The organism is Curtobacterium sp. NPDC090217 (genome assembly GCF_044746705.1).
Taxonomy (GTDB): Bacteria; Actinomycetota; Actinomycetes; order Actinomycetales; family Microbacteriaceae; genus Curtobacterium.
The window spans coordinates 456,857-477,479 of sequence record NZ_JBIVCR010000003.1; the positions used below are offsets into that span (position 1 = coordinate 456,857).

At 68.6% G+C, this 20,623-nt stretch carries 20 protein-coding genes and 1 tRNA gene; 15 read left to right on the forward strand and 6 right to left on the reverse strand.

Annotation, left to right across the window (positions count from 1 at the left end; genetic code table 11):
• Positions 1–25 precede the first annotated feature (25 nt).
• From ACIPJ2_RS14035 to ACIPJ2_RS14075, 9 genes are all read left to right on the forward strand, one after another.
• Positions 26–316, forward strand: a complete 291-nt coding sequence (locus tag ACIPJ2_RS14035; RefSeq protein WP_402729318.1) for a hypothetical protein — start codon at positions 26–28, stop codon at positions 314–316.
• Positions 313–2,112 (forward strand): WXG100 family type VII secretion target, encoded by a 1,800-nt coding sequence (locus ACIPJ2_RS14040; protein WP_402729319.1) that lies wholly within the window; start codon positions 313–315, stop codon positions 2,110–2,112. Before ACIPJ2_RS14035 ends, ACIPJ2_RS14040 begins: the two co-directional genes overlap by 4 nt.
• 62 nt (positions 2,113–2,174) lie before the next feature.
• A complete protein-coding gene (locus ACIPJ2_RS14045) occupies positions 2,175–2,636 on the forward strand; it encodes a hypothetical protein (RefSeq protein WP_402729320.1) in 462 nt (153 codons plus the stop codon).
• 339 nt (positions 2,637–2,975) lie between these two features.
• Positions 2,976–3,404 carry a hypothetical protein gene (locus ACIPJ2_RS14050; RefSeq protein ID WP_402729321.1) on the forward strand — a complete coding sequence of 143 codons (429 nt, stop codon included), beginning with the start codon at positions 2,976–2,978 and terminating at the stop codon, positions 3,402–3,404.
• A 111-nt stretch (positions 3,405–3,515) separates the two neighbouring features.
• On the forward strand, positions 3,516–4,022 hold the full coding sequence (locus tag ACIPJ2_RS14055) for a hypothetical protein (RefSeq protein ID WP_402729322.1): 507 nt from the start codon (positions 3,516–3,518) through the stop codon (positions 4,020–4,022).
• Between the two features lie 218 nt (positions 4,023–4,240).
• Positions 4,241–4,600 (forward strand): hypothetical protein, encoded by a 360-nt coding sequence (locus ACIPJ2_RS14060; RefSeq protein ID WP_402729323.1) that lies wholly within the window; start codon positions 4,241–4,243, stop codon positions 4,598–4,600.
• Between the two features lie 69 nt (positions 4,601–4,669).
• The gene (locus ACIPJ2_RS14065) at positions 4,670–5,158 is read left to right on the forward strand and encodes a hypothetical protein (protein ID WP_402729324.1); all 489 of its coding nucleotides are present in this window, start codon (positions 4,670–4,672) and stop codon (positions 5,156–5,158) included.
• 32 nt (positions 5,159–5,190) lie between these two features.
• The gene (locus ACIPJ2_RS14070) at positions 5,191–5,490 is read left to right on the forward strand and encodes a hypothetical protein (RefSeq protein ID WP_402729325.1); all 300 of its coding nucleotides are present in this window, start codon (positions 5,191–5,193) and stop codon (positions 5,488–5,490) included.
• 37 nt (positions 5,491–5,527) lie between these two features.
• A complete protein-coding gene (locus ACIPJ2_RS14075; RefSeq protein ID WP_402729326.1) occupies positions 5,528–6,658 on the forward strand; it encodes a 5-methyltetrahydropteroyltriglutamate--homocysteine S-methyltransferase in 1,131 nt (376 codons plus the stop codon).
• A 54-nt stretch (positions 6,659–6,712) separates the two neighbouring features.
• Here ACIPJ2_RS14075 and ACIPJ2_RS14080 read toward each other — a convergent pair whose 3' ends face one another.
• Positions 6,713–8,860 carry a RecQ family ATP-dependent DNA helicase gene (locus ACIPJ2_RS14080; RefSeq protein WP_402729327.1) on the reverse strand — a complete coding sequence of 716 codons (2,148 nt, stop codon included), beginning with the start codon at positions 8,858–8,860 and terminating at the stop codon, positions 6,713–6,715.
• A gap of 66 nt (positions 8,861–8,926) precedes the next feature.
• Positions 8,927–10,399: a hypothetical protein gene (locus tag ACIPJ2_RS14085; RefSeq protein ID WP_402729328.1), complete on the reverse strand. Its 1,473-nt coding sequence runs from the start codon at positions 10,397–10,399 to the stop codon at positions 8,927–8,929.
• A gap of 294 nt (positions 10,400–10,693) precedes the next feature.
• Here ACIPJ2_RS14085 and ACIPJ2_RS14090 point away from each other — a divergent pair.
• Positions 10,694–10,767, forward strand: a tRNA-Pro gene (locus ACIPJ2_RS14090).
• A gap of 109 nt (positions 10,768–10,876) precedes the next feature.
• On the opposite strand, the gene ACIPJ2_RS14095 is transcribed toward ACIPJ2_RS14090, so the two are convergent.
• Positions 10,877–11,557, reverse strand: coding sequence for a response regulator (locus ACIPJ2_RS14095; RefSeq protein WP_402729329.1), 681 nt, complete (start codon positions 11,555–11,557; stop codon positions 10,877–10,879).
• Positions 11,554–13,212 (reverse strand): ATP-binding protein, encoded by a 1,659-nt coding sequence (locus tag ACIPJ2_RS14100; RefSeq protein ID WP_402729330.1) that lies wholly within the window; start codon positions 13,210–13,212, stop codon positions 11,554–11,556. Before ACIPJ2_RS14100 ends, ACIPJ2_RS14095 begins: the two co-directional genes overlap by 4 nt.
• 181 nt (positions 13,213–13,393) lie before the next feature.
• Here ACIPJ2_RS14100 and ACIPJ2_RS14105 point away from each other — a divergent pair, with 181 nt between their 5' ends.
• Positions 13,394–14,818 carry a cation:dicarboxylate symporter family transporter gene (locus tag ACIPJ2_RS14105; RefSeq protein ID WP_402729331.1) on the forward strand — a complete coding sequence of 475 codons (1,425 nt, stop codon included), beginning with the start codon at positions 13,394–13,396 and terminating at the stop codon, positions 14,816–14,818.
• Positions 14,819–14,954: 136 nt separating this feature from the next.
• Positions 14,955–16,397 carry an argininosuccinate synthase gene (gene argG / locus ACIPJ2_RS14110; RefSeq protein WP_402729332.1) on the forward strand — a complete coding sequence of 481 codons (1,443 nt, stop codon included), beginning with the start codon at positions 14,955–14,957 and terminating at the stop codon, positions 16,395–16,397.
• Between the two features lie 157 nt (positions 16,398–16,554).
• Here the strand turns inward: argG and ACIPJ2_RS14115 are convergent, their stop codons facing one another.
• Entirely contained in the window at positions 16,555–17,256 is a 702-nt protein-coding gene (locus ACIPJ2_RS14115; RefSeq protein ID WP_402729333.1) for an alpha/beta hydrolase, read from the reverse strand.
• Positions 17,257–17,274: 18 nt separating this feature from the next.
• Complete coding sequence (locus ACIPJ2_RS14120) at positions 17,275–18,492, reverse strand: FAD-dependent monooxygenase (RefSeq protein WP_402729334.1); 1,218 nt, start codon at positions 18,490–18,492, stop codon at positions 17,275–17,277.
• Between the two features lie 151 nt (positions 18,493–18,643).
• Here ACIPJ2_RS14120 and ACIPJ2_RS14125 point away from each other — a divergent pair, with 151 nt between their 5' ends.
• Genes ACIPJ2_RS14125 through ACIPJ2_RS14135 form a run of 3 tightly spaced genes read left to right on the forward strand, consistent with a single transcriptional unit; the run spans position 18,644 to position 20,581 of the window.
• Positions 18,644–19,561 carry a helix-turn-helix domain-containing protein gene (locus tag ACIPJ2_RS14125; protein ID WP_402729335.1) on the forward strand — a complete coding sequence of 306 codons (918 nt, stop codon included), beginning with the start codon at positions 18,644–18,646 and terminating at the stop codon, positions 19,559–19,561.
• Positions 19,518–19,919, forward strand: coding sequence for a cupin domain-containing protein (locus tag ACIPJ2_RS14130; protein WP_402729336.1), 402 nt, complete (start codon positions 19,518–19,520; stop codon positions 19,917–19,919). The genes ACIPJ2_RS14125 and ACIPJ2_RS14130 overlap by 44 nt, the downstream gene beginning before the upstream one ends.
• On the forward strand, positions 19,916–20,581 hold the full coding sequence (locus tag ACIPJ2_RS14135; protein WP_402729337.1) for an SDR family NAD(P)-dependent oxidoreductase: 666 nt from the start codon (positions 19,916–19,918) through the stop codon (positions 20,579–20,581). Before ACIPJ2_RS14130 ends, ACIPJ2_RS14135 begins: the two co-directional genes overlap by 4 nt.
• The last annotated feature ends 42 nt before the right edge of the window (positions 20,582–20,623 follow it).

Sequence of the window (20,623 nt, forward strand, 5' to 3'; positions counted from 1 at the left end):
CGTGGATTCGTCACGGGGGTGACAGGTGAGCGGAGAGCTCAAGGTCGTCTACGCCGCACTGGATGCGGCGTCGGCGAAGGTGACGGCTGCGGCCGATGACATCCAGATCGGCTCACGAATCCGGCAGGGGGCCGGAAATGCCGAACTGGGATCGGACGCCGTGGCGTCGGCGCTGTCGAACGCGACGGCGCAGCAGGTGCAGCGGTCGGATCTCGTCGCGGAGAACGTGCGAGTTGCGGCAAAGTTCCCGCTGCAGGCCAAGCAGTCCTACCAGGCACAGGACTCTGCGCTGGCCGGAGCGGCGGCGAAGCAGTGACCTGGACACACGATGATCCGAGCCAGGGCAGTCCGGCCGCGATCCAGGGGCTGGCGCAGCTCCGGAGCGCGCGTGCGGGCAAGATCCGCGACGCTCAGCAGTCGCTGCAGGGTGTGGGGTCGGGTTCTGGGGCAGAGTGGAAGGCGATGAGCCAGACCGCGTTCGCCTCGAAGCTGTCCGCGGATGCTGCGGACATCGAGTTGCTCGCGACGGGACTCGAGGCGCAGGCATCCGCTCTGAAGACGTACGCTGGGCAACTGTCCCAGTTGCAGGACCGGCAGCGGGTGCTTGAGCAGCAGCGGTCCAGCGTGCAGATGGACCTCGGTCTCGCGAAGATGAAGCTCAGCATGTCGAATTCCGAGCTGCCGGCACTGCTCAAGGCGGAGACGCCCGATCCCGATGCGACGGCAGCTGCGAAGCGGAAGTCCGCTGCCGCACAGACTGCGGTCGATGATGCGCAGGCAAAGTCCCGCGCGATCGACGCGCAGTGGGAGCAGTTGGTCGCGGATCGGCGGTCGATGGACTCGACTTGTGTTGCTGCGCTACAGTCCAGAGCGGTACTTGGTGGGCTGTCTCAACTGGGCGCCACAACGGCTTCGTCTATTGCTCCCGACGCACTCCTCGGGATACTCGTCGGCCTCTCGACGACTGACCTCAACGTGATGTTGCGACTGTGCCCCGACCTTGCCAAGCGAATTGCCGAGGCGAGCCCTGAGGCAGTGGCCAAATGGTGGTCTGCGCTGGGGGACTCTTCTGCACCGAACGATTTCACCGATGCGCAGCAGTGGTTCATCGCGAGTATGCCGGCCGCGATGGGCGCACTCGATGGACTTGCGCCAGCGGCGCGAGTCGCGGCGAACAAGCTCAACGCTGAACGCCGTCTCAAGGACGATGAAGCCCGACTCGCCGCGATCAACACCTCGATCGCTTTGCTGAGTGGTCACTTGGACACGAGTTCGCTGGTGAAGGAGCGCGACCAGTTGAACGCGGAGATCGGCTACCTGCGAGACGCCACAACTGAGCCGCCGCGCGTGCAGCTGTACCTGTATGACCCCGACAAATCCCGCATCATCGAGATGATCGGCACGTTCGGCCCTGAAACCACGAACGTCGTGACGTACACGCCCGGCACGTTTGCAGACCTCAACGGGTTCTATTCCGGGCAGACTCAAGCCATGGCGCAGTGGTTGGCGTCCCGCCACGCAGACACCGTCGCGTTCGTCTACAAGGACGGCTTGTACCCGGGTGAGACGAATCCGAAGAGCACGATGAACCTCCTCCGCATCGGGGAAGCTAACGATCCGTCCGTCGCTCGCGATGCCGGTCAACGGCTCGCGGACTTCCAGCGTGGATTGAACGCGGGAAGTGACATCGCGCGCGACGCTCGGGCGGCCGCTATCGGACACAGTTGGGGCCTCGCCAACGTCACCTCCTCCGAGGTCGAGGGGGCGCACTACGATACGGTGGTGTCTCTCGCTGGGGCAGGCATGCCTTCGCAATGGGAACCGAGTCCGACGACAAAGTACGTCCATGAGGGTTATCCCGATCTTCTTCTGGAGGCGCAGCTGACCGGAAAGGTCTGGGACGGTCGCATACCGCTCCTCGACGGATCCTTCGAGATTCATATGCATCAGGGACCAAAATCTGTTGTAGATACCCACTCGGTGTTCGGAATTGAAGTGAAGACCCTTGATCAACAAGCGTTGCTGGACAATCACAATCTTGTTGCCGAAGCATCCAAGAACAACCGTGAAGTATTGAACGAGATCAATCAAACCATTTATGGAGATCGGTGAGCCTCGTGAAAACATTCGCGCTTGCTGTCGCAACCGTTCTCCTCCTGACTGGATGTGCCCGAATGAACCCAGACGAAAATCCGGCGCCCGCGGAATCATCCAGCGCCGCGAGCCCAAATACTGAGCAGACGATCAAGGACCGCAAGGCTCAAACTCAGGCGATCGAACGCCAGATCGCCGAGAGCATTCCGGGTCACGGGGATATTCGCCAGTCCTCGAATGGGGCCCTCTTCACTTGCGCTGGGGGAGATCGCCAGTGGGTCGGAGGGGCCGATGTGGTCGTCCAGGGAAAGGTCGACATGGAATCGATCGTCGAGGCTCTCCTCAAGCAGTGGAGCGATCACAATGGGTACGCGGCGAGCCGCGGGTCCGACTCAGCGGGTGTTCCGAGTGTTGAGATCGTTGGCGACGAGGGCGAGGGATATCTCGTCGCTCAGGGCGCAAAGGGGGACGAAGTCGCGCTCACGTCCTCGTCGCGATGCTTCTCAGTGCCGAACGGGTTCAGCGGCGCTGGCTCCTGGTAGCACGCCGCTGGAAGGTTCTGAGGATCGGAGCTCGTGGACGACGTGCGCCACAGCCCGTACAGGTCGGTCCAGAGCACCGAGCAGAAAATGGCGGCAGACAAAGGGGTAACGCAGCGGGCCAGAAGGAGCTGATCAGGACAACCCTTCGGTGAAGTCGTCATCGGACGTCGGGCAGTTTCTCGGGGGCAAGGGCAATCAGACCTGGGTCGATGACTGGGAAGTGGAACGAAAGCAGTGAAAGTACCTCGGGCCGCAATCGCGGTCGTCGCGGCCCTCAGCCTCGCCTGCGTGATGACGGCTGCTGGCTGCAGCCGAAGTGACCCGGGAGGCGAACCGACGATGACAACTTCCTCAACGGCCCAGGTCGGCGAATCACTCGATGTTGCGCGAGCGCAACTCGCTGAGCTGGCCGGTCTGTCCAAGGCGACCATCAAGGTCAACAAGACTGCCTCAGGGTTGCAGACGAATCGGCGGATCTGGTTCGAAGCAACGAGCAGCGCGACGTCCGCGGACGAGCAGGCGAAGCAGATTGAGCAGCTCCTAGAGCTCGGTTGGTCCATCAATGACGTCGATGCGAACAGTGGCGTCAGTGTGCGGCTGCATACATCGCCGCAGGTGGTCGTCGGCGACCTCCTCGACTCGTCGTGGACGGACCTCGAGTACCGATCATCGCCCGAGAGCTTCAAGGAACTCGTCGTCGTCCCGCGCTCGTCGCTCGAAGCAAAGCTGGGAGCATGGCCGGGCGACGTCCCCGACCTCAGTTCGTGAAGCTGCGCGCCTCGTTGATTGACACCGGGCTTCCTACCCAGGGTAAGAAAGTGCCGACCTCGATGTCCGTAAGAGAGGTGTCTGTTCGTGTTCGCTGACCGAAGACGCGCTGTGCGCACTCCCGTCACGATTGTGGTGATTGCGACCACGCTGACGGGCTGCCTCGCGACGACTGCTGGGTACTCGATGATGGCGTCTGCTCTACCCGACGACCCGGTCGCTCGCATCGATGCCGCCAAATCCGCTTCGCAGTCAGCCGAGCAACTCGTCGCGGGCTTTGTGCCGACGAAAGACGTGAAGAGCCTCCGCCAGACGCGCACCGGCAGCTTGCTGACTTGTTCTTCCGGAAAGCAATGGTCCGGTGACACGACGGTGGGTCTCGTCAGTAGACAGGACGGTTCCCGGCTCGTCGATGAGATGTCGCGGCGTGCCGAGGATAGCGGGTTCGATGTAGAGCAAGACAAGACTCGTTCGGGTACCCCGCGGGTAACTCTGACCGCGGACTCCGGCGTCTCCCTGCTTGTTGGGGTGTGGAACGACGAGACGGTGGTTAACATCGACTCGTTTTCGATGTGTTTCTCGCTTCCAGACGACTTCCTGCCAGAACCTAGTTATTGACCGTGATCAACCGCACTAATCCGAGGAGCGCATTGAATTCAGCTCCTTCTGTTCGACATCGACGCCTCGCGTGCATCGGTGCGGCGATCGTTGTCCTGGGGTCTGTCGGAGGGTGCAGCACAATGGAGACACAGGGTCCGACGCCGACGAGTTCAACTCAGTCGTCGCACGGGCGTGCGGGCCAGTCTCTCGAAGCCGCGCGTGGACAGCTTCGAGCCATGTCCGGCCTGACTGACACATCCGTCGACATCGATGAGACGGTGTCGGGGCTGAACACGCACCACCAGGTGCTTGTGACTGCGGCGGTCGACGATCCCGCACAGCTCCCGACGGTGATCAACACGTTGGCGCAACTCGGCTGGTCGGTGAACGACCACGAGCCGGACGCCGGCATCTTCGTCAGGTTGCGACTCTCGCCACAGCCCGTGATCGGAGATATTGCAAAGGAGGAGGGGTGGACCGATGCTGCCTATGCCACGTCGACGGATCGGTTGAAGCAACTGGTGCTCCTGCCGGAAAGCGCGGTCGAGAAGCGCTTCGGAGAATGGCCGGGCTCCGCGCCAGACGCTTCCGGCTGACAGTCTCGACCGTGCAATCGAGTCGGTGCGCACCGTGAGGCCGGCTGCGCTCGTCGGGGAGAGCGATTGATGCGGATCGTCAAGGCAGTCGGCGTCGCATTCGTTGTGGGTGCCCTCGCCGGATGCGCTGCGAACGCTGCGGATCAAGGCGACCCGATGGAACGCCTCGCCGCTGCGAAGCAGTTGACGCAGCGTTCCGAGCGTGCGGCCATAGAACTTCTCCCGAAGGGGGATGTGATCGACATCGAGCAGCTGTCCGAGGGGTCGTTCCTCCGGTGCTCTGGTGGATACGTGTGGAGCGGGAACATCAGAGCGTCCTTGCGTGACGGCATGGATGGTGAGGGTGCACAGGAGAAGCTGGCCGTCCGCGCCGAGGAACGCGGTGATGACGTGCGGGAGGACGAACTGCTGTCGGGGCGCCGTCGATACACGATCACGACGGATGCCGGCGTTCAGATGCTGCTCACCGTGTGGGACCACGGCACCGTGCTGGACATCGACTCGGCCTCACCCTGCATCCGTCTCCCCGATGACTTCAAGCGACCTCGCACCTACTGAGGGGCGGGACGACAACCGCTACGCTGCCGAAGATGGGGACGGAACGGAGCGCTGGCGCTGATCGCAAGAGATGGCGCCATCTCTGGTGGACACTCCCGATCGCGACCGTCGTCGCCTTCCCTCCGTGGGTGCTCGCCGCGTTCGAGTGGGGAGGATTCGGCAGCCGTGAAGTGCTTCCCGCCGTCGCTGCGATCGTCGTCGTCGCCCTTGTGTACTTCGGCGCCGTCACCATCCCGACGAAGCTGACGGCCCGGTCCGGCACCGTCGGCGCTCTCGTCGGGGTCGCTGCAGCCGCGATCGGCGCGCTCGTCATCGTGCTCATCACCCCATGAGCGCAGCGCCGCAGGAGACCGTCGATAGCATCGACTGATGACCTCGCAGCGACCGCCGTACCGTGCCGACATCGTCGGCAGCTTCCTCCGCCCCGCCAGCGTGAAGGACGCCCGTCAGCGTGCTGCCGCGGGCACGATCGACCCGATCGAGCTGCAGTCGGTGGAGGACGAGGCAATTCGCGGCCTGATCGACTCCGAGGTCGAGGCCGGGCTCCAGCTCGCGACCGACGGTGAGTTCCGCCGTGCCTGGTGGCACCTCGACTTCTGGGGTGGCCTGAACGGCGTGGAGGTCGTCGAACTCGACCACGGCATCGCGTTCCAGGGGGTCGAGACCACCCCGAAGGGCATGCGGGTCACCGGCCCGGTGTCCTTCCCAGCCGATCACCCGTTCCTCGCGCACGCCGCGTTCGTGGTCGCCGAGGCATCGCGGCGTGGTGTGACGGCGAAGATGACGATCCCGTCGCCGACCGTGTTCGACTTCCGGCTCGACGCCGACCAGATCCGCACGGACCACTACGCCGACCGCGATGCGATCACCGACGACCTCGTGCAGGCATACCGTGACGCGATCGCCGCGTTCTACGACGCCGGCGTCCGTTACCTGCAGCTCGACGACACGGCGTGGGCGTACGCCTGCTCCGATGTGGAGATGGAGAAGGCACGGGCTCGGGGGATCGAGACCGACGGCATCGCGGAGCGGTTCGCCACGATCATCCGGCGGGTCCTCGACGGTCGGCCCGACGACCTGGTCGTGACGACGCACGTGTGTCGCGGGAACTTCCGGTCGACGTGGATCGCGTCGGGCGGGTACGAGCCGGTGGCGGAGCAGATGCTTGGGCACACGGGCTACGACGGGTTCTTCCTGGAGTACGACAGCGACCGCGCGGGTGGGTTCGAGCCGCTGCGGTTCCTGCCGAAGGGCGACCAGGTCGTCGTCCTCGGGCTGATCACCTCGAAGTCGGGGGAGCTCGAGGACCCGGCCGTCATCGAACGTCGGATCGCTGAGGCCGCTGAGTTCGCGCCGCTCGAGCAGCTGTCGCTGAGCCCGCAGTGCGGCTTCGCGTCGACCGAGGAGGGCAACGTCCTGACCGAGGACGAGCAGTGGGCGAAGGTCCGTTCCGTGGTCGAGATCGCGGACCGGGTGTGGTCAACCGCAGCGCGAGCCTAGCCAGGGCGCAGGGCAGCAAGACACCTGCCGGCCCGCACAGCGGTGGCACGCCCGTTATGCGACGGTAGCGAGCGCGAACGGCAACACGGCCGACGCACCGGCACGCCGCAGCTCCCGCCCGGCGACGGTCATCGTCCAACGGCTGTCGACGAGGTCGTCCACGAGCAGCACCGGTCCTTGGTGCGATTGCAGCGCCGAAGACAGAGCAGGCCCGACCGTGAAGCTGTCCCACACGCCGGCGAGCCGGTAGGCGCTGTTCGTCGCACCATCGCCCCGCTGGGTCCCACCGGTGCGGTCGAGGGTCCCGAGGAACTCGAGCTTCCCGATCGACGACAGTGCCTGCGCGAGCGACGAGACGAGCTGCGGCCGGGACTGCGACGACATCGCCACGACACCGGTCGGCCGGGTCTCCCACGGCCAGTCCTTGAGCGCCCGGATGCAGCCGTCGAGGAGTTCGCGCGAGACCGGTGCGTCGGCGACCCCGGACGCGAAGAGCGCGCGCAGCGGACCACCCCAGCCGAGATCGGTCAGACGGGCGACGGCGCGACCGGGTGCGACGACCTCGTCGGCGGCGAGCTTGCCGCGCACGGGCACGTTCAGCGCGGACATGCCCGAGGGCCACTGCGCGCGGGGAGCTATCTCGACGCCGACCTGGTCGAGTGCCGAGGCCGCGCCGGTCGCTGCCCGCTCAGGGACGTCAGCCGGGTACCAGGCGCCCGCACAGTTGTCGCATCGGCCGCAGGGTTCTGCCGATGGGTCGTCGAGGTCCTGCTGCAGCAGCTGCATGCGGCAAGCGGAGGTCGACTCGTAGTCGAGCATCGATCTGGCCTCGGCCGCACGGGCGGCGGCGACGCGTTCGTAGCGCGCGGCGTCGTACTCCCACGGCTGCCCGGTCGAGACCCATCCTCCGGTCACGCGACGAACGGCGCCGTCGACGTCGAGGACCTTGAGCAGGAGCTCGAGGGTGGACCGCTTGATGTCGACGAGCCCTTCGAGTGCGACCGTCGACATCGCCGAGTCGGTCGACAGCGCGCCGAGGACCGCGGAGGCGCGGGCTTCGGTCGGCATCGAGGCGCTGGCGAAGTACTTCCAGATCTCCTGGTCTTCGTACCCGGGGAGCAGGAGCACGTCGGCGTTGTCCGTCGCACGGCCGGCACGACCGATCTGCTGGTAGTAGGCGACGGGGGAGGACGGCGCCCCGACGTGCACGACGAAACCGAGGTCCGGTTTGTCGAACCCCATGCCGAGGGCGCTGGTGGCGACGAGGGCCTTCAGCTCGTTGCCCTTCAGCTGCTGTTCCAGCTGCTCGCGCTCGTCGGTGTCGGTGCGCCCGGTGTACGCACGGACGGCGTACCCGCTCTCTCGCAGGAGCCGCGCGATGTCCTCTGCCGCGGAGACGGTCAGCGTGTAGATGATGCCGCTGCCCGGCAGCTCACCGAGGTGCGCCAGGAGCCACCCGAGCCGGGCTCGGGCATCGGGGAGCGTGAGGACCCCGAGACGCAGGGAAGCGCGAGCCAACGACCCGCGGATCGTGAACACCGGATCGGCTGGACCCGCGGTGAGCTGCTCGGCGACGTCCTCGACCACGCGCTCGTTCGCGGTCGCGGTGGTCGCCAGCACGGGCACGCCGTGCGGCAGGGACCGGATGAGCTCGGCGAGGCGCCGGTAGTCCGGCCGGAAGTCGTGGCCCCAATCCGAGATGCAGTGCGCTTCGTCGACGACGAGCATGCCCATCCGGGCGATCAGCGTCGGCAGCTGTTCGTCGCGGAACTTCGGGTTGTTCAGCCGCTCGGGGGAGACGAGCAGGACGTCCACCTCGTCACGGGCGAGCGCGGCCTGCGTGTCGGACCACTCGTGGGCGTTCGCGGAGTTGATCGACACGGCCCGGACACCCGCTCGGGCAGCGGCAGCGACCTGGTCGCGCATCAGGGCCAGCAGCGGTGACACGAGCACCGTCGGGCCCCCGCCGCGACGCCGCAGGAGCAGGGTCGCGAGGAAGTACACCGCGGACTTGCCCCACCCGGTGCGCTGGACGACGAGTGCGCGTTGCCGGTGTTCGACCAGGGCCGAGATCGCTTCGAGCTGGCCGGGGTGGAAGACGGCGTCGGGACGCCCGGTGAGCGCAGCGAGCGCTGCCTGCGCCTCGGCAGCGATGTCTGCAGAAGGCGAGGCGTTCGGCGGGGCTGCAACGGGGGTGTCCATGGCCCCATGCTGTCAGGACCGACCGACGAAACGCAGGCCGAGCCTCCAGGCTGTGGAGAACGCGCGCTACTGATACGTGACCAGCGACGGCGTCGGCGCCACCTCCTGCATGGTCTGCGCAGGCGTCAGCATCGGCTTGTCCTCGTCGTAGAAGTTCTTCCAGCCCCAGTGCGTGCCTGCGGGTGCGTCGGCGTGCAGCGCCTTCCACGTCGCCTGCTTGTCCGGCTGCGATCCCTGCCCGTCGGCGTGGATGAGCAGGTCGAGCTCGGGGTGCGACTCCAGCGACGAGCGGTCCTGGATCATCGACAGCCGGAACTGGTGCAGGACGAGTGCCTTCGGCGGCAACCCCTCCGACCGGACGAGCTGCGCGAGCCAGTCCGAGACCTGGTTCACCTCCGAGGCGTTCACGCTCCCGATCTGCTGCAGGGGCACCTGGTCCGCCGTCAGCCGCCACTCCGGGTCGAGCGCCAGCCACACACCGGGCTGCTTCAGGAGCGACTCGTACCGCTTCGCCTGGGACAGGAAGTCCGCGCGGCCGGGCTGGAGATCGATGATCACGGGCATGCCGGCATCGTGGGCGGCGTCGACGTAGGGCTCCAGCGTCGAGACGGGGAGCTCGGTCGAGTAGTCCCCGTCGGCACCGGCGTCACCGGCCGCGACGGTGGCGATGACCTCGAACGCGGGGGTCACGGGCTCGTCGGACACGTCGTCGTACGACGCCGCGAGCTGCTTCGCGCGCGCGACCGACGCCGCCGGGTCCTGCTCGCCGAGTACCCCGAGGGCCGGGGCTCCTGGTGCGCCGTACATCGCGACGTACCGGTGCCCGTCGAACGGGCGCTGCCCGCCGTGCGGCAGCTGGAAGCCGCTCTCCGCAGCGCGGACCGTCCACGTCGGGTCGCTCAGCCCACCGAACGAGGACCCGACGAACAGCGTCGGCGCATCGCGGTGGTCGTGGAGCGCGGTCACGACGTCGGGTGCTGCAGCCGGATCCGTCACGCCGTCCGGCATGGTGACCACGCGTGCTCCAGCCGCCTTCGCGGTCGCCACCGGGGCAGCGTCGGCCGTCTCGTCCGCCACCACGACGGTCGCCGGCCGGGAGGACCGGGTCGACTCCGGCGCGTCGCCTTCCACCGGCGCGGATCGCCGCTGGGCGTCGGTGTCGATCCGGACGTCGCCCTCGGCCTGGTACCAGGTGACGCCGAGGCGGTCGAGTTCGCGGGCGACGGTCTGTTCCTGCTTCGTGCTGGTCAGGAGTAGGGGGACGTGCGCTTTCGTCGCAGCATCGGCCGCGGTCTCGATGGCACTGTCGTTCCCGGCTGGCGCGACGACGGCGCCGGGTGCGGTGGCGAAGAGCGCCCGACTCGCCCGGATCGACCGTTCGACGGGATCCTGTTCGTCCGCGACGGACACGGTGTCGGGGGAGGCCTTCGTCAGCGTCGGCCGGTCGTCGTGAGCTTCGGCCTTCGTGCATCCGGCGGCGCCGAGCACGAGGCCGGCTGCCGCGAGTGCGACGAGGGCACGGGCGGTACGGGAACGCATCGGGCCACCCTACGAGCCGGGTGCTGGGCGTCGCATGTCCGGGGTGGGGTCGCTCTGGTGCTCTCTCGGGGGTCGCGTGGGCGCTGGCTCGGTGGCGCGCGAGATCGAGTGCGCGGACGTGGGGGCTCCAGCACCGGGAGGTCCCCGTTCCTGCGCACTCGATGCTCGGACGCGGGACCGGAACGGGACGTGGCGCGGCAGGGGTCCGGCGTCCGCTATGCTGGTCGGGCTGCTCCGCGCTCGGTCGGGTGCGAGTGGCGGAGTCCTCCGGGACTCCGGGTCCGCAAGGGCTCGCGGGCTGTGGCGCAGCTTGGTAGCGCACTTGACTGGGGGTCAAGGGGTCGCAGGTTCAAATCCTGTCAGCCCGACCGAATCGAACGAGTCCGTGTAGGACTCGACCGTCACGAGAGGCCCACAGCCAACTGGTTGTGGGCCTTTCTTCGTGATCCTGCCGCGCCCGGCCACGGAACGGACACGTCACCGCAGCCAGCGGTACTCGTACTCCGGTCGACCGGGCCCGCTGTACCGCACGTCCTTGTCCACCTGACCGACCGTCTTCAGGTGTTCGAGGTAGCGACGCGCAGTCACGCGCGACGTGCCGGTCTCCCTGGCGACCTCGGTGGCGGAGGCCCCGCTGGTCGACCGCATCAGGACCGCTCTGATCGATTCGAGCGTGTCGCTGGAGATGCCCTTCTCCAGATCCGGACGCGTCACCGGACGCAGGGCGCGGAGTCGCTCGTCGATGTCCGTCTGGCTGAGCGACCGACGGTCCTCGAAGCCCAGCCTGAAGTCGCGGTAGGTGGCCATCCGTTCGGCGAAGGTCCGGAAGCTGAACGGCTTGACAAGGTACTGCACGATGCCGAGCGCGATCGCGTTCTTCACTCCTCTGGCGTCGTTCGCGGCCGTCACCGCGATCACGTCGATGGCGGAACCGGCACTCCGGAGCGCCCGGAGGAGCTGGAGACCGTGCGCGTCGGGCAGATCGAGGTCCAGCAGGACGAGGTCCGGCCGATCGGCGGTCACCGCGGCGAGCATCGCCCGGCCGGTGGGGACCGACCCGACGAGCTCGAACCCGTCGAGCCGAGCCAGGTAGGCAGCATGCGCCTCCGCGGTGAGCGGCTCGTCCTCGACGATGAGGACACGGATCGGTGCCGTCACGATCGGCACCGATCCGTGGGGAACTCGACCACGAACGCGCTCCCGGCGGGACCCGTGGTCACAGTCATGTGAGCGCCGATCCGGTCGAGCGCGGACCGCACCAGGCCGAGTCCGATCCCTCGTCCCTCCGGGCCGGAGGCCTTCGTTGACCAGCCGTGCTCGGAGGCGACCTCGATGTCGGTGATGCCCGTGCCGTCGTCCCGGACGACGAGGCGGACGGCGTCGTCGTCGGAGGTCACGGCGACCGAGACCCGTCCCTTCCCGGAACCCGCTCGACGCTCGGCGGCTGCGTCCACCGCGTTGTCCACGAGGTTGCCGAGGACGGTCATCACGTCACCAGCAGATCCCTGCACCGCTGTGCGGAGCCCCGTGGTGTCCGCCGTCAGCAGGACTCCGCGCTCGTGGGCCTGCGCTCGTTTGCCTCGGAGCACCGCCGAGAGCACCTCGGGTTGGACCGCGGAGCGCATCTCGGGCTGGACCGCCGAGCCGTCGGCGTCGGGACGCCCGGGCGATTCGATCGGCGCCGAGCGGTCTGCGCTCCGGTCGATCTCGTCCGAGGCGAAGCGGATCGCTTCACCGAACCGCTCGAGCTCGAGGAGCGCGACGATCGTGTGCAGTCGGTTCGCGAACTCGTGGGTCTGGGACCGGAGGGCGTCGGTGAGCGTCCGCGTTGCCGCGAGCTCGCCGGACAGGTGCAGCAGCTCGGTGTGGTCGCGGAGCGTCACGACGGTGCCGAGAGGCTTCGACGACGTCCGGGAGAACGCCATCTCCTGGTTGACGACGAGGACTCGGTCACCAGTCTCGTACGTCTCGTCGACGGCGCGGTCGCCGGACGCGAGCAGCGTCCGGAGGCCGTCGGAGAGCACGATCGAGTCGAGTGGGACCGGCGTCTGAGGGTCGGTCGGCGCAGGCAGGTCGAGGAGGTCCGCCGCTCGGTCGTTGTACAGCACGATGGTTCCGGAACCGTCGAGCACGACCAGTCCTTCGTGGACCGAGTGCAGGACTCCTTCGTACGAGGCGAACACGCGTGCGAGTTCCTCGGGTCCTCGGCCGGCGGTGACGCGGTCGAGGTACCGGCTCAGCAGCCAGGAGAACAGCGCGGAGACACCGATGACGGCCAGTGCCAGCGCGACGACCGACACCAGCCGGGGTACCAGCGCGGTCGCGATGTTCGCGACGGTCACGCCTGCTGACACGAGGCCGACGACGTGGCCTTCCGCGTCGGTGATCGGGGTCACGGCCCGGACGGAGGGGCCGAGTGTGCCGGCGGACGTCTCCGTGAAGGTCTCGCCTCGGAGCGCCGGTGCGATCGTGCCGCGGAACGGTCGTCCGATCTGGGATCGGTCCGGGTGGGTCCACCGAGTGCGATCGGGAGCCATGATCGTGATGAAGTCGGTGTGGGTCCGGCGCATGACGTCGAGGGCGTACGGCTCGAGCTCGGCCGAGGGATCGCGTGTGGTCGCCTGCTCGACCACGAACGGGTTCCTGGCGATCGTCACCGCGATCACGCTGCTCTGATGGGCCGCGGCCGCCTCGAGCTCCGACCGCGCGGACGCCCAGGCCCACACAGATCCCACCCCGACGCCGACGACCACGAAGAGCAGTTGCAGCGTGAACAGCCGCCGAGCGATGCTCCATCGACTCGATGTCGTCATCCACCCCTCCTCGCTCCGTCGCGGGACCCCATTCTGCGGCATCTCGATTCGGCGTGGTCGGACCGTGAACGCAATGAACGTAACCGACCCGAGCCGCGCATCGGGGACCAGGGTGTCCATGGTCGCCGAGAACGGGCCGACCGGAGCGACGGAGCTCCGGTCCTGATGACGAGGGAGTCTCATGGCATCGACGCAGCCGTCCACCGCACGTCCCGCACGGCGGAGGGGCCTCGACCGCTCGCACTGGCTCTACATCGCGGTGATCGCCGCGGTCGCCGCCGGTGTCGCGGTGGGGCTCGCCGCTCCGGACTTCGCCGTCGGCCTGAAGCCGATCGGTGACGGGTTCATCGCGCTCATCAAGATGATGATCGCTCCCGTGATCTTCTGCACGATCGTCCTCGGCGTCGGCTCGATCGCCAAGGCGGCGACCGTCGGCAAGGTCGGCGGGCTGGCGCTCGGATACTTCATCGTCATGTCGACGTTCGCGCTGGCGATCGGCCTGCTGGTCGGCAACCTCATCCACCCCGGCGACCACCTCGACATGTCGAATGCGACGTACGAGGTGTCCGGCGGGTCGACGGAGGACGCATCGTCGACGAGCGGTTTCCTGCTCGGGATCATCCCCACGACGCTGGTGTCGTCGTTGACGAGCGGCAGCATCCTGCAGACCCTCTTCGTGGCCCTGCTCGTCGGCTTCGCGCTCCAGGCCATGGGGCCGAAGGGAGCGCCGATCCTCACCGGGATCCGGCACATCCAGGCGCTGGTCTTCCGCATCCTCGCGATGGTGATGTGGGTCGCTCCCGTCGGCGCGTTCGGAGCCATCGCCGCCGTCGTCGGCGCGACCGGTGTCGCAGCGCTCGTGGCACTGGGGACACTCATGGTGGCGTTCTACATCACCTGCATCGTCTTCGTCGTGGGCGTGCTCGGGGTCCTGCTCCGCGTGGTCACCGGCGTGAACATCTTCCGTTTGATGAAGTACCTCGGTCGCGAGTACCTGTTGATCGTCTCCACGTCCTCCAGCGAGGTGAGCCTGCCGCGGCTCATCGCGAAGATGGAGCACCTCGGCGTCTCGAAGCCCGTCGTCGGCGTCACGGTCCCCACCGGCTACTCGTTCAACCTCGACGGCACCGCGATCTACCTCACGATGTCGGCGCTGTTCATCGCCAACGCGCTCGGGAAGCCCCTCGACCTCGCCGAGCAGGTCTCCCTGCTGGTCTTCATGGTCATCGCGTCGAAGGGCGCGGCCGGCGTGACCGGAGCCGGCCTGGCGACCCTCGCGGGTGGCTTGCAGGCGCACCGCCCGGACTTGGTGAACGGCGTCGGTCTGATCGTCGGTATCGACCGGTTCATGTCCGAGGCCAGGGCGCTCACGAACTTCACCGGCAACGCGGTCGCCACGGTCTTGATCGGCACCTGGACCCGGCAGATCGACACGGCACAGGTCGAGCGGGTCCTCGCCGGGTCGTCGCCGTTCGACGAGCGGACGATGTCCGCCGACGGGCACGGCGACGCGTCGGGACACCCGTCCACCGAGCGCATCTCCACCGACGCGGTCCGGACGATCGTCGACCCGGAACGCGCCGACGCATCGTCGGACCGGCGCTGACGTCCGGCCGTCATCTCTCTGACGGGAGGCACGGTGCCGGCTGGCACCGTGCCTCCCGTCCGCCTGCTCGTCGGGTTCTCCACAACCGTCCACCCGGACGGCCGGGCACCGTGCCCCGTCCCCTACGATTGTCAGCGTGTCCAAGGTCCTGAGCAGTCTCCCCGTCGGCGAACGAGTCGGCATCGCGTTCTCCGGAGGTCTCGACACCTCCTGTGCCGTTGCCTGGATGCGTGAGAAGGGCGCGGTGCCCTGCACGTACACGGCCGACATCGGCCAGTACGACGAGCCGGACATCGACGCCGTGCCCGGTCGCGCCCACGAGTACGGCGCGGAGATCGCCCGGCTCGTCGACGCGAAGAGCGCCCTCGTCGAAGAAGGCCTCGTCGCCCTGCAGACCGGCGCCTTCCACATCCGCTCCGGCGGCAAGACGTACTTCAACACGACGCCCCTCGGTCGCGCCGTGACGGGCACGATGCTCGTTCGCGCGATGAAGGAAGACGGCGTCGACATCTGGGGCGACGGCTCCACCTACAAGGGCAACGACATCGAGCGGTTCTACCGCTACGGCCTGATGGCGAACCCGCGTCTGCGCGTCTACAAGCCGTGGCTCGACTCCGAGTTCGTCGAGGAGCTCGGCGGCCGCAAGGAGATGAGCGAGTGGCTCGTTGCGCGGGGCTTCCCGTACCGTGACTCCACCGAGAAGGCGTACTCCACGGACGCCAACATCTGGGGCGCCACGCACGAGGCCAAGAGCCTCGAAGAGCTCTCCAGCGGCCTGGACATCGTCGAGCCGATCATGGGTGTCGCCGCCTGGCGTGACGACGTCGAGGTCGCGACCGAGGTCGTCTCCGTCCGCTTCGAGGCCGGTCGTCCCGTCGCGATCAACGGGGTGGAGTACGCCGACGCCGTCGCACTCGTCTACGAAGCGAACGCCATCGGTGGCCGCCACGGCCTCGGCGCGTCCGACCAGATCGAGAACCGCATCATCGAGGCGAAGAGCCGCGGCATCTACGAGGCCCCCGGCATGGCGCTGCTCCACATCGCCTACGAGCGCCTGCTCAACGCGATCCACAACGAGGACACCGTCGCGTCGTACCACAACGAGGGCCGCCGCCTCGGCCGCCTGATGTACGAGGGCCGTTGGCTCGACCCGCAGTCGCTCATGCTCCGCGAGTCGCTGCAGCGCTGGGTCGCCTCCGCCGTCACCGGTGAGGTCACCCTGCGTCTCCGTCGCGGCGACGACTACACGATCCTCGACACCACCGGCCCGGCGCTGTCGTACCACCCCGACAAGCTCTCGATGGAGCGCGTCGGCGACGCCGCGTTCGGCCCGGACGACCGCATCGGCCAGCTCACGATGCGGAACCTCGACATCGCGGACTCTCGTGCGCGCCTCGAGCAGTACGCGGCCGCCGGGCTCATCGGCGGGGCGACGGGCGAGCTCGTCGGCGAGCTCGAAGCCGGCGAGTCCGAGGAGATCCTCGGTGGCGCCGTCGTGACCTCCGACGCGGACGACGCGCTCGGCCGTGCGACGGACGCCGCGTCCGAAGGCGCGGCCTTCGACGCCGGCACCGACTGATCGGAACCAAGCCACAGACGGACTGGAGGCTCGGTGCCAGCTGGCACCGAGCCTCCAGTCCGTCTGTGGTGGCGACCCGGGCCGCATCGCACCCCGTCACGCACGTCGCGCCCCGTCGTGAGCGGGCGCGATGTCCACACGGGGGTGCGACCCGGCGTCAGGACAGCACCGACTCCACCACGTCGGCGACGATGTCGGGTCGGGTGATGAACGGGTGGTGCCCGGTCGGGACGTCGACAGCGCGTGTCGCGCGTGCCGCGTGCGAGCGCTGGAGCGCGACGGTGGTGCTGCGGTCGTCGGTGCACACCAGGTACGTGGAATCGACGCCCTGCCAGCCAGCAGCGCTCGTCGGGGTGACGAACGCGGCAGCGGTCTGGGTGGTCACGCGCTCCCAGGCTGCGCGTTGCACGGACTCGTCGGCGTCCTGCAGGAACCGCGCGCCGAACGAGGCGGCGTCGTAGCCCGTGACCCCGAGGGTGCCGTCCCCGGCGTCGCCGATCGACACGGGGTCCGGTTCGTCGGCCATGATCGCGCCCTGCGCCTGCCCGACGTCGGGCAGGTACGACGACACGTACAGCAGGTGCCGGACGGCCGGGTGGGATCCTGCCTCCGCGATGACGGTGCCGCCGTAGGAGTGCCCGACGACGATCGCCTCGTCCACCTCGTCGAGTGCTGCGCGGAGTGCTGCGGCATCGGCGACGAGGCCACCGGCGGGGCGGCCGGACGCGGTCTCACCGCATGACGGGAGTTCGACGGCCCGACTGTTGATCCCGGTCCGTTCGAACAGCAGGTCGGCGGTCGGCTGCCACCACCAGGCACCGTCTCGGACCAGGGCGCCGTGCACGAAGATGAGTTCCATGGTGCCGACGCTACGACCTCAGCGCTCCAGGTGGGCGTAGTCGGGCAGGTCGATGCGGTCGGCAGGCGGGGTGAACAGTCGCCCGGCGACCTTGCCGACGAGGGGGCTCGACCCCGCGCGGACGGCGAGCCCGAACAGCGCGACGCCGGCCCGCGACTTCGGGTTGGCGACGCGTGGTGTGCCCGGCGGGAGCTGCTGCGCCTGGTCGACGTACGGCCGCATGATCCGCTCGTACCCGCGGAAGGCGTCCCGGTGGTCGACGTGCGCGGCGAGCTCCCCGGCGAGGACGTACGCCCCGGTGATCGCGAGACTCGTGCCCATGCCGCTGACCGGCGAGGCGCAGTACGCGGCGTCCCCCACGAGTGCGACGCGGCCGGACGTCCACCGGGGTGCCCGGACCTGGCCGATGGACTCGGAGTACAGGTCGTCGGCGACGTCGAACCCGTCGAGGACCCGCTGCGCTTCCCAACCGGCGTCGGCGAAGCGCTCGCGGAGGCGGGCGCGCTGGGCGTCGACGTCCCGGAGCTCGGCACCGGCCTGCTCGCGCGTGCGGTCCGTGAGGAACGACATCGCCGCGCGGATCGTGCCGCGCGCGTCGGGGCGCAGCGTGACGGACCGTCCGCCCGGAGCGCTGTACCACCGCCACCAGTCGTCGTCGGCGGCCGTGCGGGGGATCGTCGCGTACGTGGTCTCGAGGCCGAGGGACCGGATCGTCGGCTCCGTGCCGAAGACGAGTCGCCGCGTGGACGACCCGATCCCGTCGGCCGCCACCACCAGGTCGAAGTGCTCGGACGGTGCGTACTCGAACTCCACGCGGACGGCGTCGGCGCCCTCGTCGTCGTGGATCGCGGTGAGGCGGTCGCCGTAGCGGTACTCGGTGTCGGCGGTGGTCTGCGCGACGAGGAGCGCGGCGAGGTCGCCGCGCAGGACCTCGAGTTCGGCGGTCGCGCCACCGGAGTCCGTCGTACCGGCGGGGAACTCGGCGATGACGCGGCCGCTCGGTCCGATGAAGCGGGTGCCGATTTCGCCGGTCGTGGCGCGACGGATGTCGTCCTCGATGCCCATCCGGCGCGTGACCTCGCGGCCGGCACCCCGCACGTCGACGTTCTGCCCGCCGGTGCGGAGCGCTGGTGCGCGCTCGACGACGGTCGTCTCGTACCCGTACCGGTGCAGCCAGTACGCCAGGGCGGGACCGGCGATGCTCGCGCCGGAGATGAGGACGCGTCCGCGGGTCATGGTGCTCCTTCTCGCAGGGTGGGGTGGGCCGGTCGGGCTGGTGGGCCGGTCGGGCTCTCCGATTCAACCGGAGCGAGCCTGCACGCCGCCGGGCTTGGGGTGTACCACCAGGGCGTTCCACGTCCGGGCTGCGGCTCGTACCGTGGTGGGCATGTCGAACAAGGACGACGTCAAGGAGTTCCTGACCTCCCGTCGTGCACGGGTGACCCCCGAGCAGGTCGAGCTCCCCGGCGGCCCCGGCCGTCGGGTGCCCGGTCTCCGGCGGACCGAGGTCGCGATGCTCGCGGGCATGAGCGTCGAGTACTACGCGCGTCTCGAGCGCGGGGACCTCTCCGGGGTGTCCGACGTCGTGCTCGCGTCCCTCGCCGACGCGCTGCTGCTCGACGACGCGGAGCGGGAGCACCTCTTCGACCTCGCGCGAGCGGCCAACGCGTCCCCGGTGCGGCGCCGTCGACGCCAGCCTGCGCAGTCGGTGCGCTCAAGCATGCAGTGGGCGCTCGACGGCTTCACCGCCGGTCCCGCGTTCGTCCGGAACGGTCGGATGGACGTCCTCGCGGAGAACCAGCTGTTCCGCGGCCTGTACTGGGACATGTACGCGCAGCCCGAACGTCCGGTGAACCTCGCCCGGTTCACGTTCCTGCACCGCGACCTCGCCGAGCGGTTCTACCCGAGCTGGACGACGGCCGCGGACATCAACGTCGGGATCCTCCGCACCGAGGCCGGCCGGAACCCCGACGACCGCGCACTGCAGGACCTCATCGGCGAGCTGTCCACGCGGAGCGACGAGTTCCGGACCCGCTGGGGTGCCCATGACGTCCGGCACCACGCGAACGGCAGCAAGCACTTCCACCACCCGGTCGTCGGCGATCTCGACCTCGTCTACGAGGCCATGGAGCCGATGGGCGACCCCGGACTGAACTTCCTCGTGTACTCGGCCGAGCCCGGCTCGCCGACCGAGGACTCCCTCCGGTTGCTCGCGAGCTGGGTGGCGACGCAGGAAGACGAAGCACGACAGAAGGAGCGCCATGCAGATCGAACCCAAGCAGCCCACGACCAAGAACCCGCCTGAGCAGTTCGTCGGCGACGTCTACCTCGACCCGATCGCCGGGCCGAAGGAGGCGGGTCAGACGATGACCGTCGCCAAGGTCCGCTTCATGCCGGGTGCCCACACCGCGTGGCACTCGCACGCCGAGGGGCAGACGCTCCACGTCACCGAGGGTGTCGCCCTGATGGGCACGCGTGACGGCGGCGTCATCGAGGTCCTCCCCGGGCAGACGGTCTACACGCCCGCCGGCGAGGAGCACTGGCACGGCGCGACGCCGGACGACTCCATGGAGCACCTCGCGATGCCCGACCTCGCGGACGACCCCGCGACCACCACGACCTGGCTCGAGCACGTCAGCGACGAGGAGTACCACCGCCCATGAGCACCATCGCCATCATCGGAGCAGGAAAGGGCCTCGGCATGGCCGTCGCCCGGCGATTCGGACGCGAGGGCTTCTCCGTCGCGCTGATCGCCCGCAACCGGCAGCGCGTCGACACCCTCGTCGAGACCCTCGGCGACGAGGGGATCACCGCAGCCGGCTACACGGCTGACGTCCGCGACCAGGACGCCCTCCGCACCGCGCTCGTCCGTGCGAGCGAGGACCTCGGCCTGATCGAGGTCCTGCAGTACAGCCCGCTGCCGGCGAAGGAGTTCATGCGCCCGGTCCTCGAGACCGTCGCCGACGACCTGGTCGGCCCGGTGGAGTTCTCGATCTACGGCCCCGTCACCGCGGCCCACCAGGTCATCCCCGGGATGCGGGCGCTCGGCCGCGGCACGATGCTGTTCGTCAACGGCGGGAGCGCGGTCCGCCCCGGTGCCCGGGTGACCGGGACGTCCGTGGCGTTCGCGGGGGAGAGCGCCTACGCGCAGCTCCTGCACGACGCCCTCGCCGACGAGGGCATCCACGTCGGCCAGGTGATCATCCCGTTCGGGATCGACGACGGGGATCCGTCGCACTCGGGGGAGTCCGTCGCCGAGCGCCTCTGGTCGATGCACGCCGAGCGCGGCGACTTCCGCGTCTACGCGGAGCCCATGCCCGACTGAGTCGACGGTGACGACGGCGGCGGCAGTGCCGCCGCTGTCGTC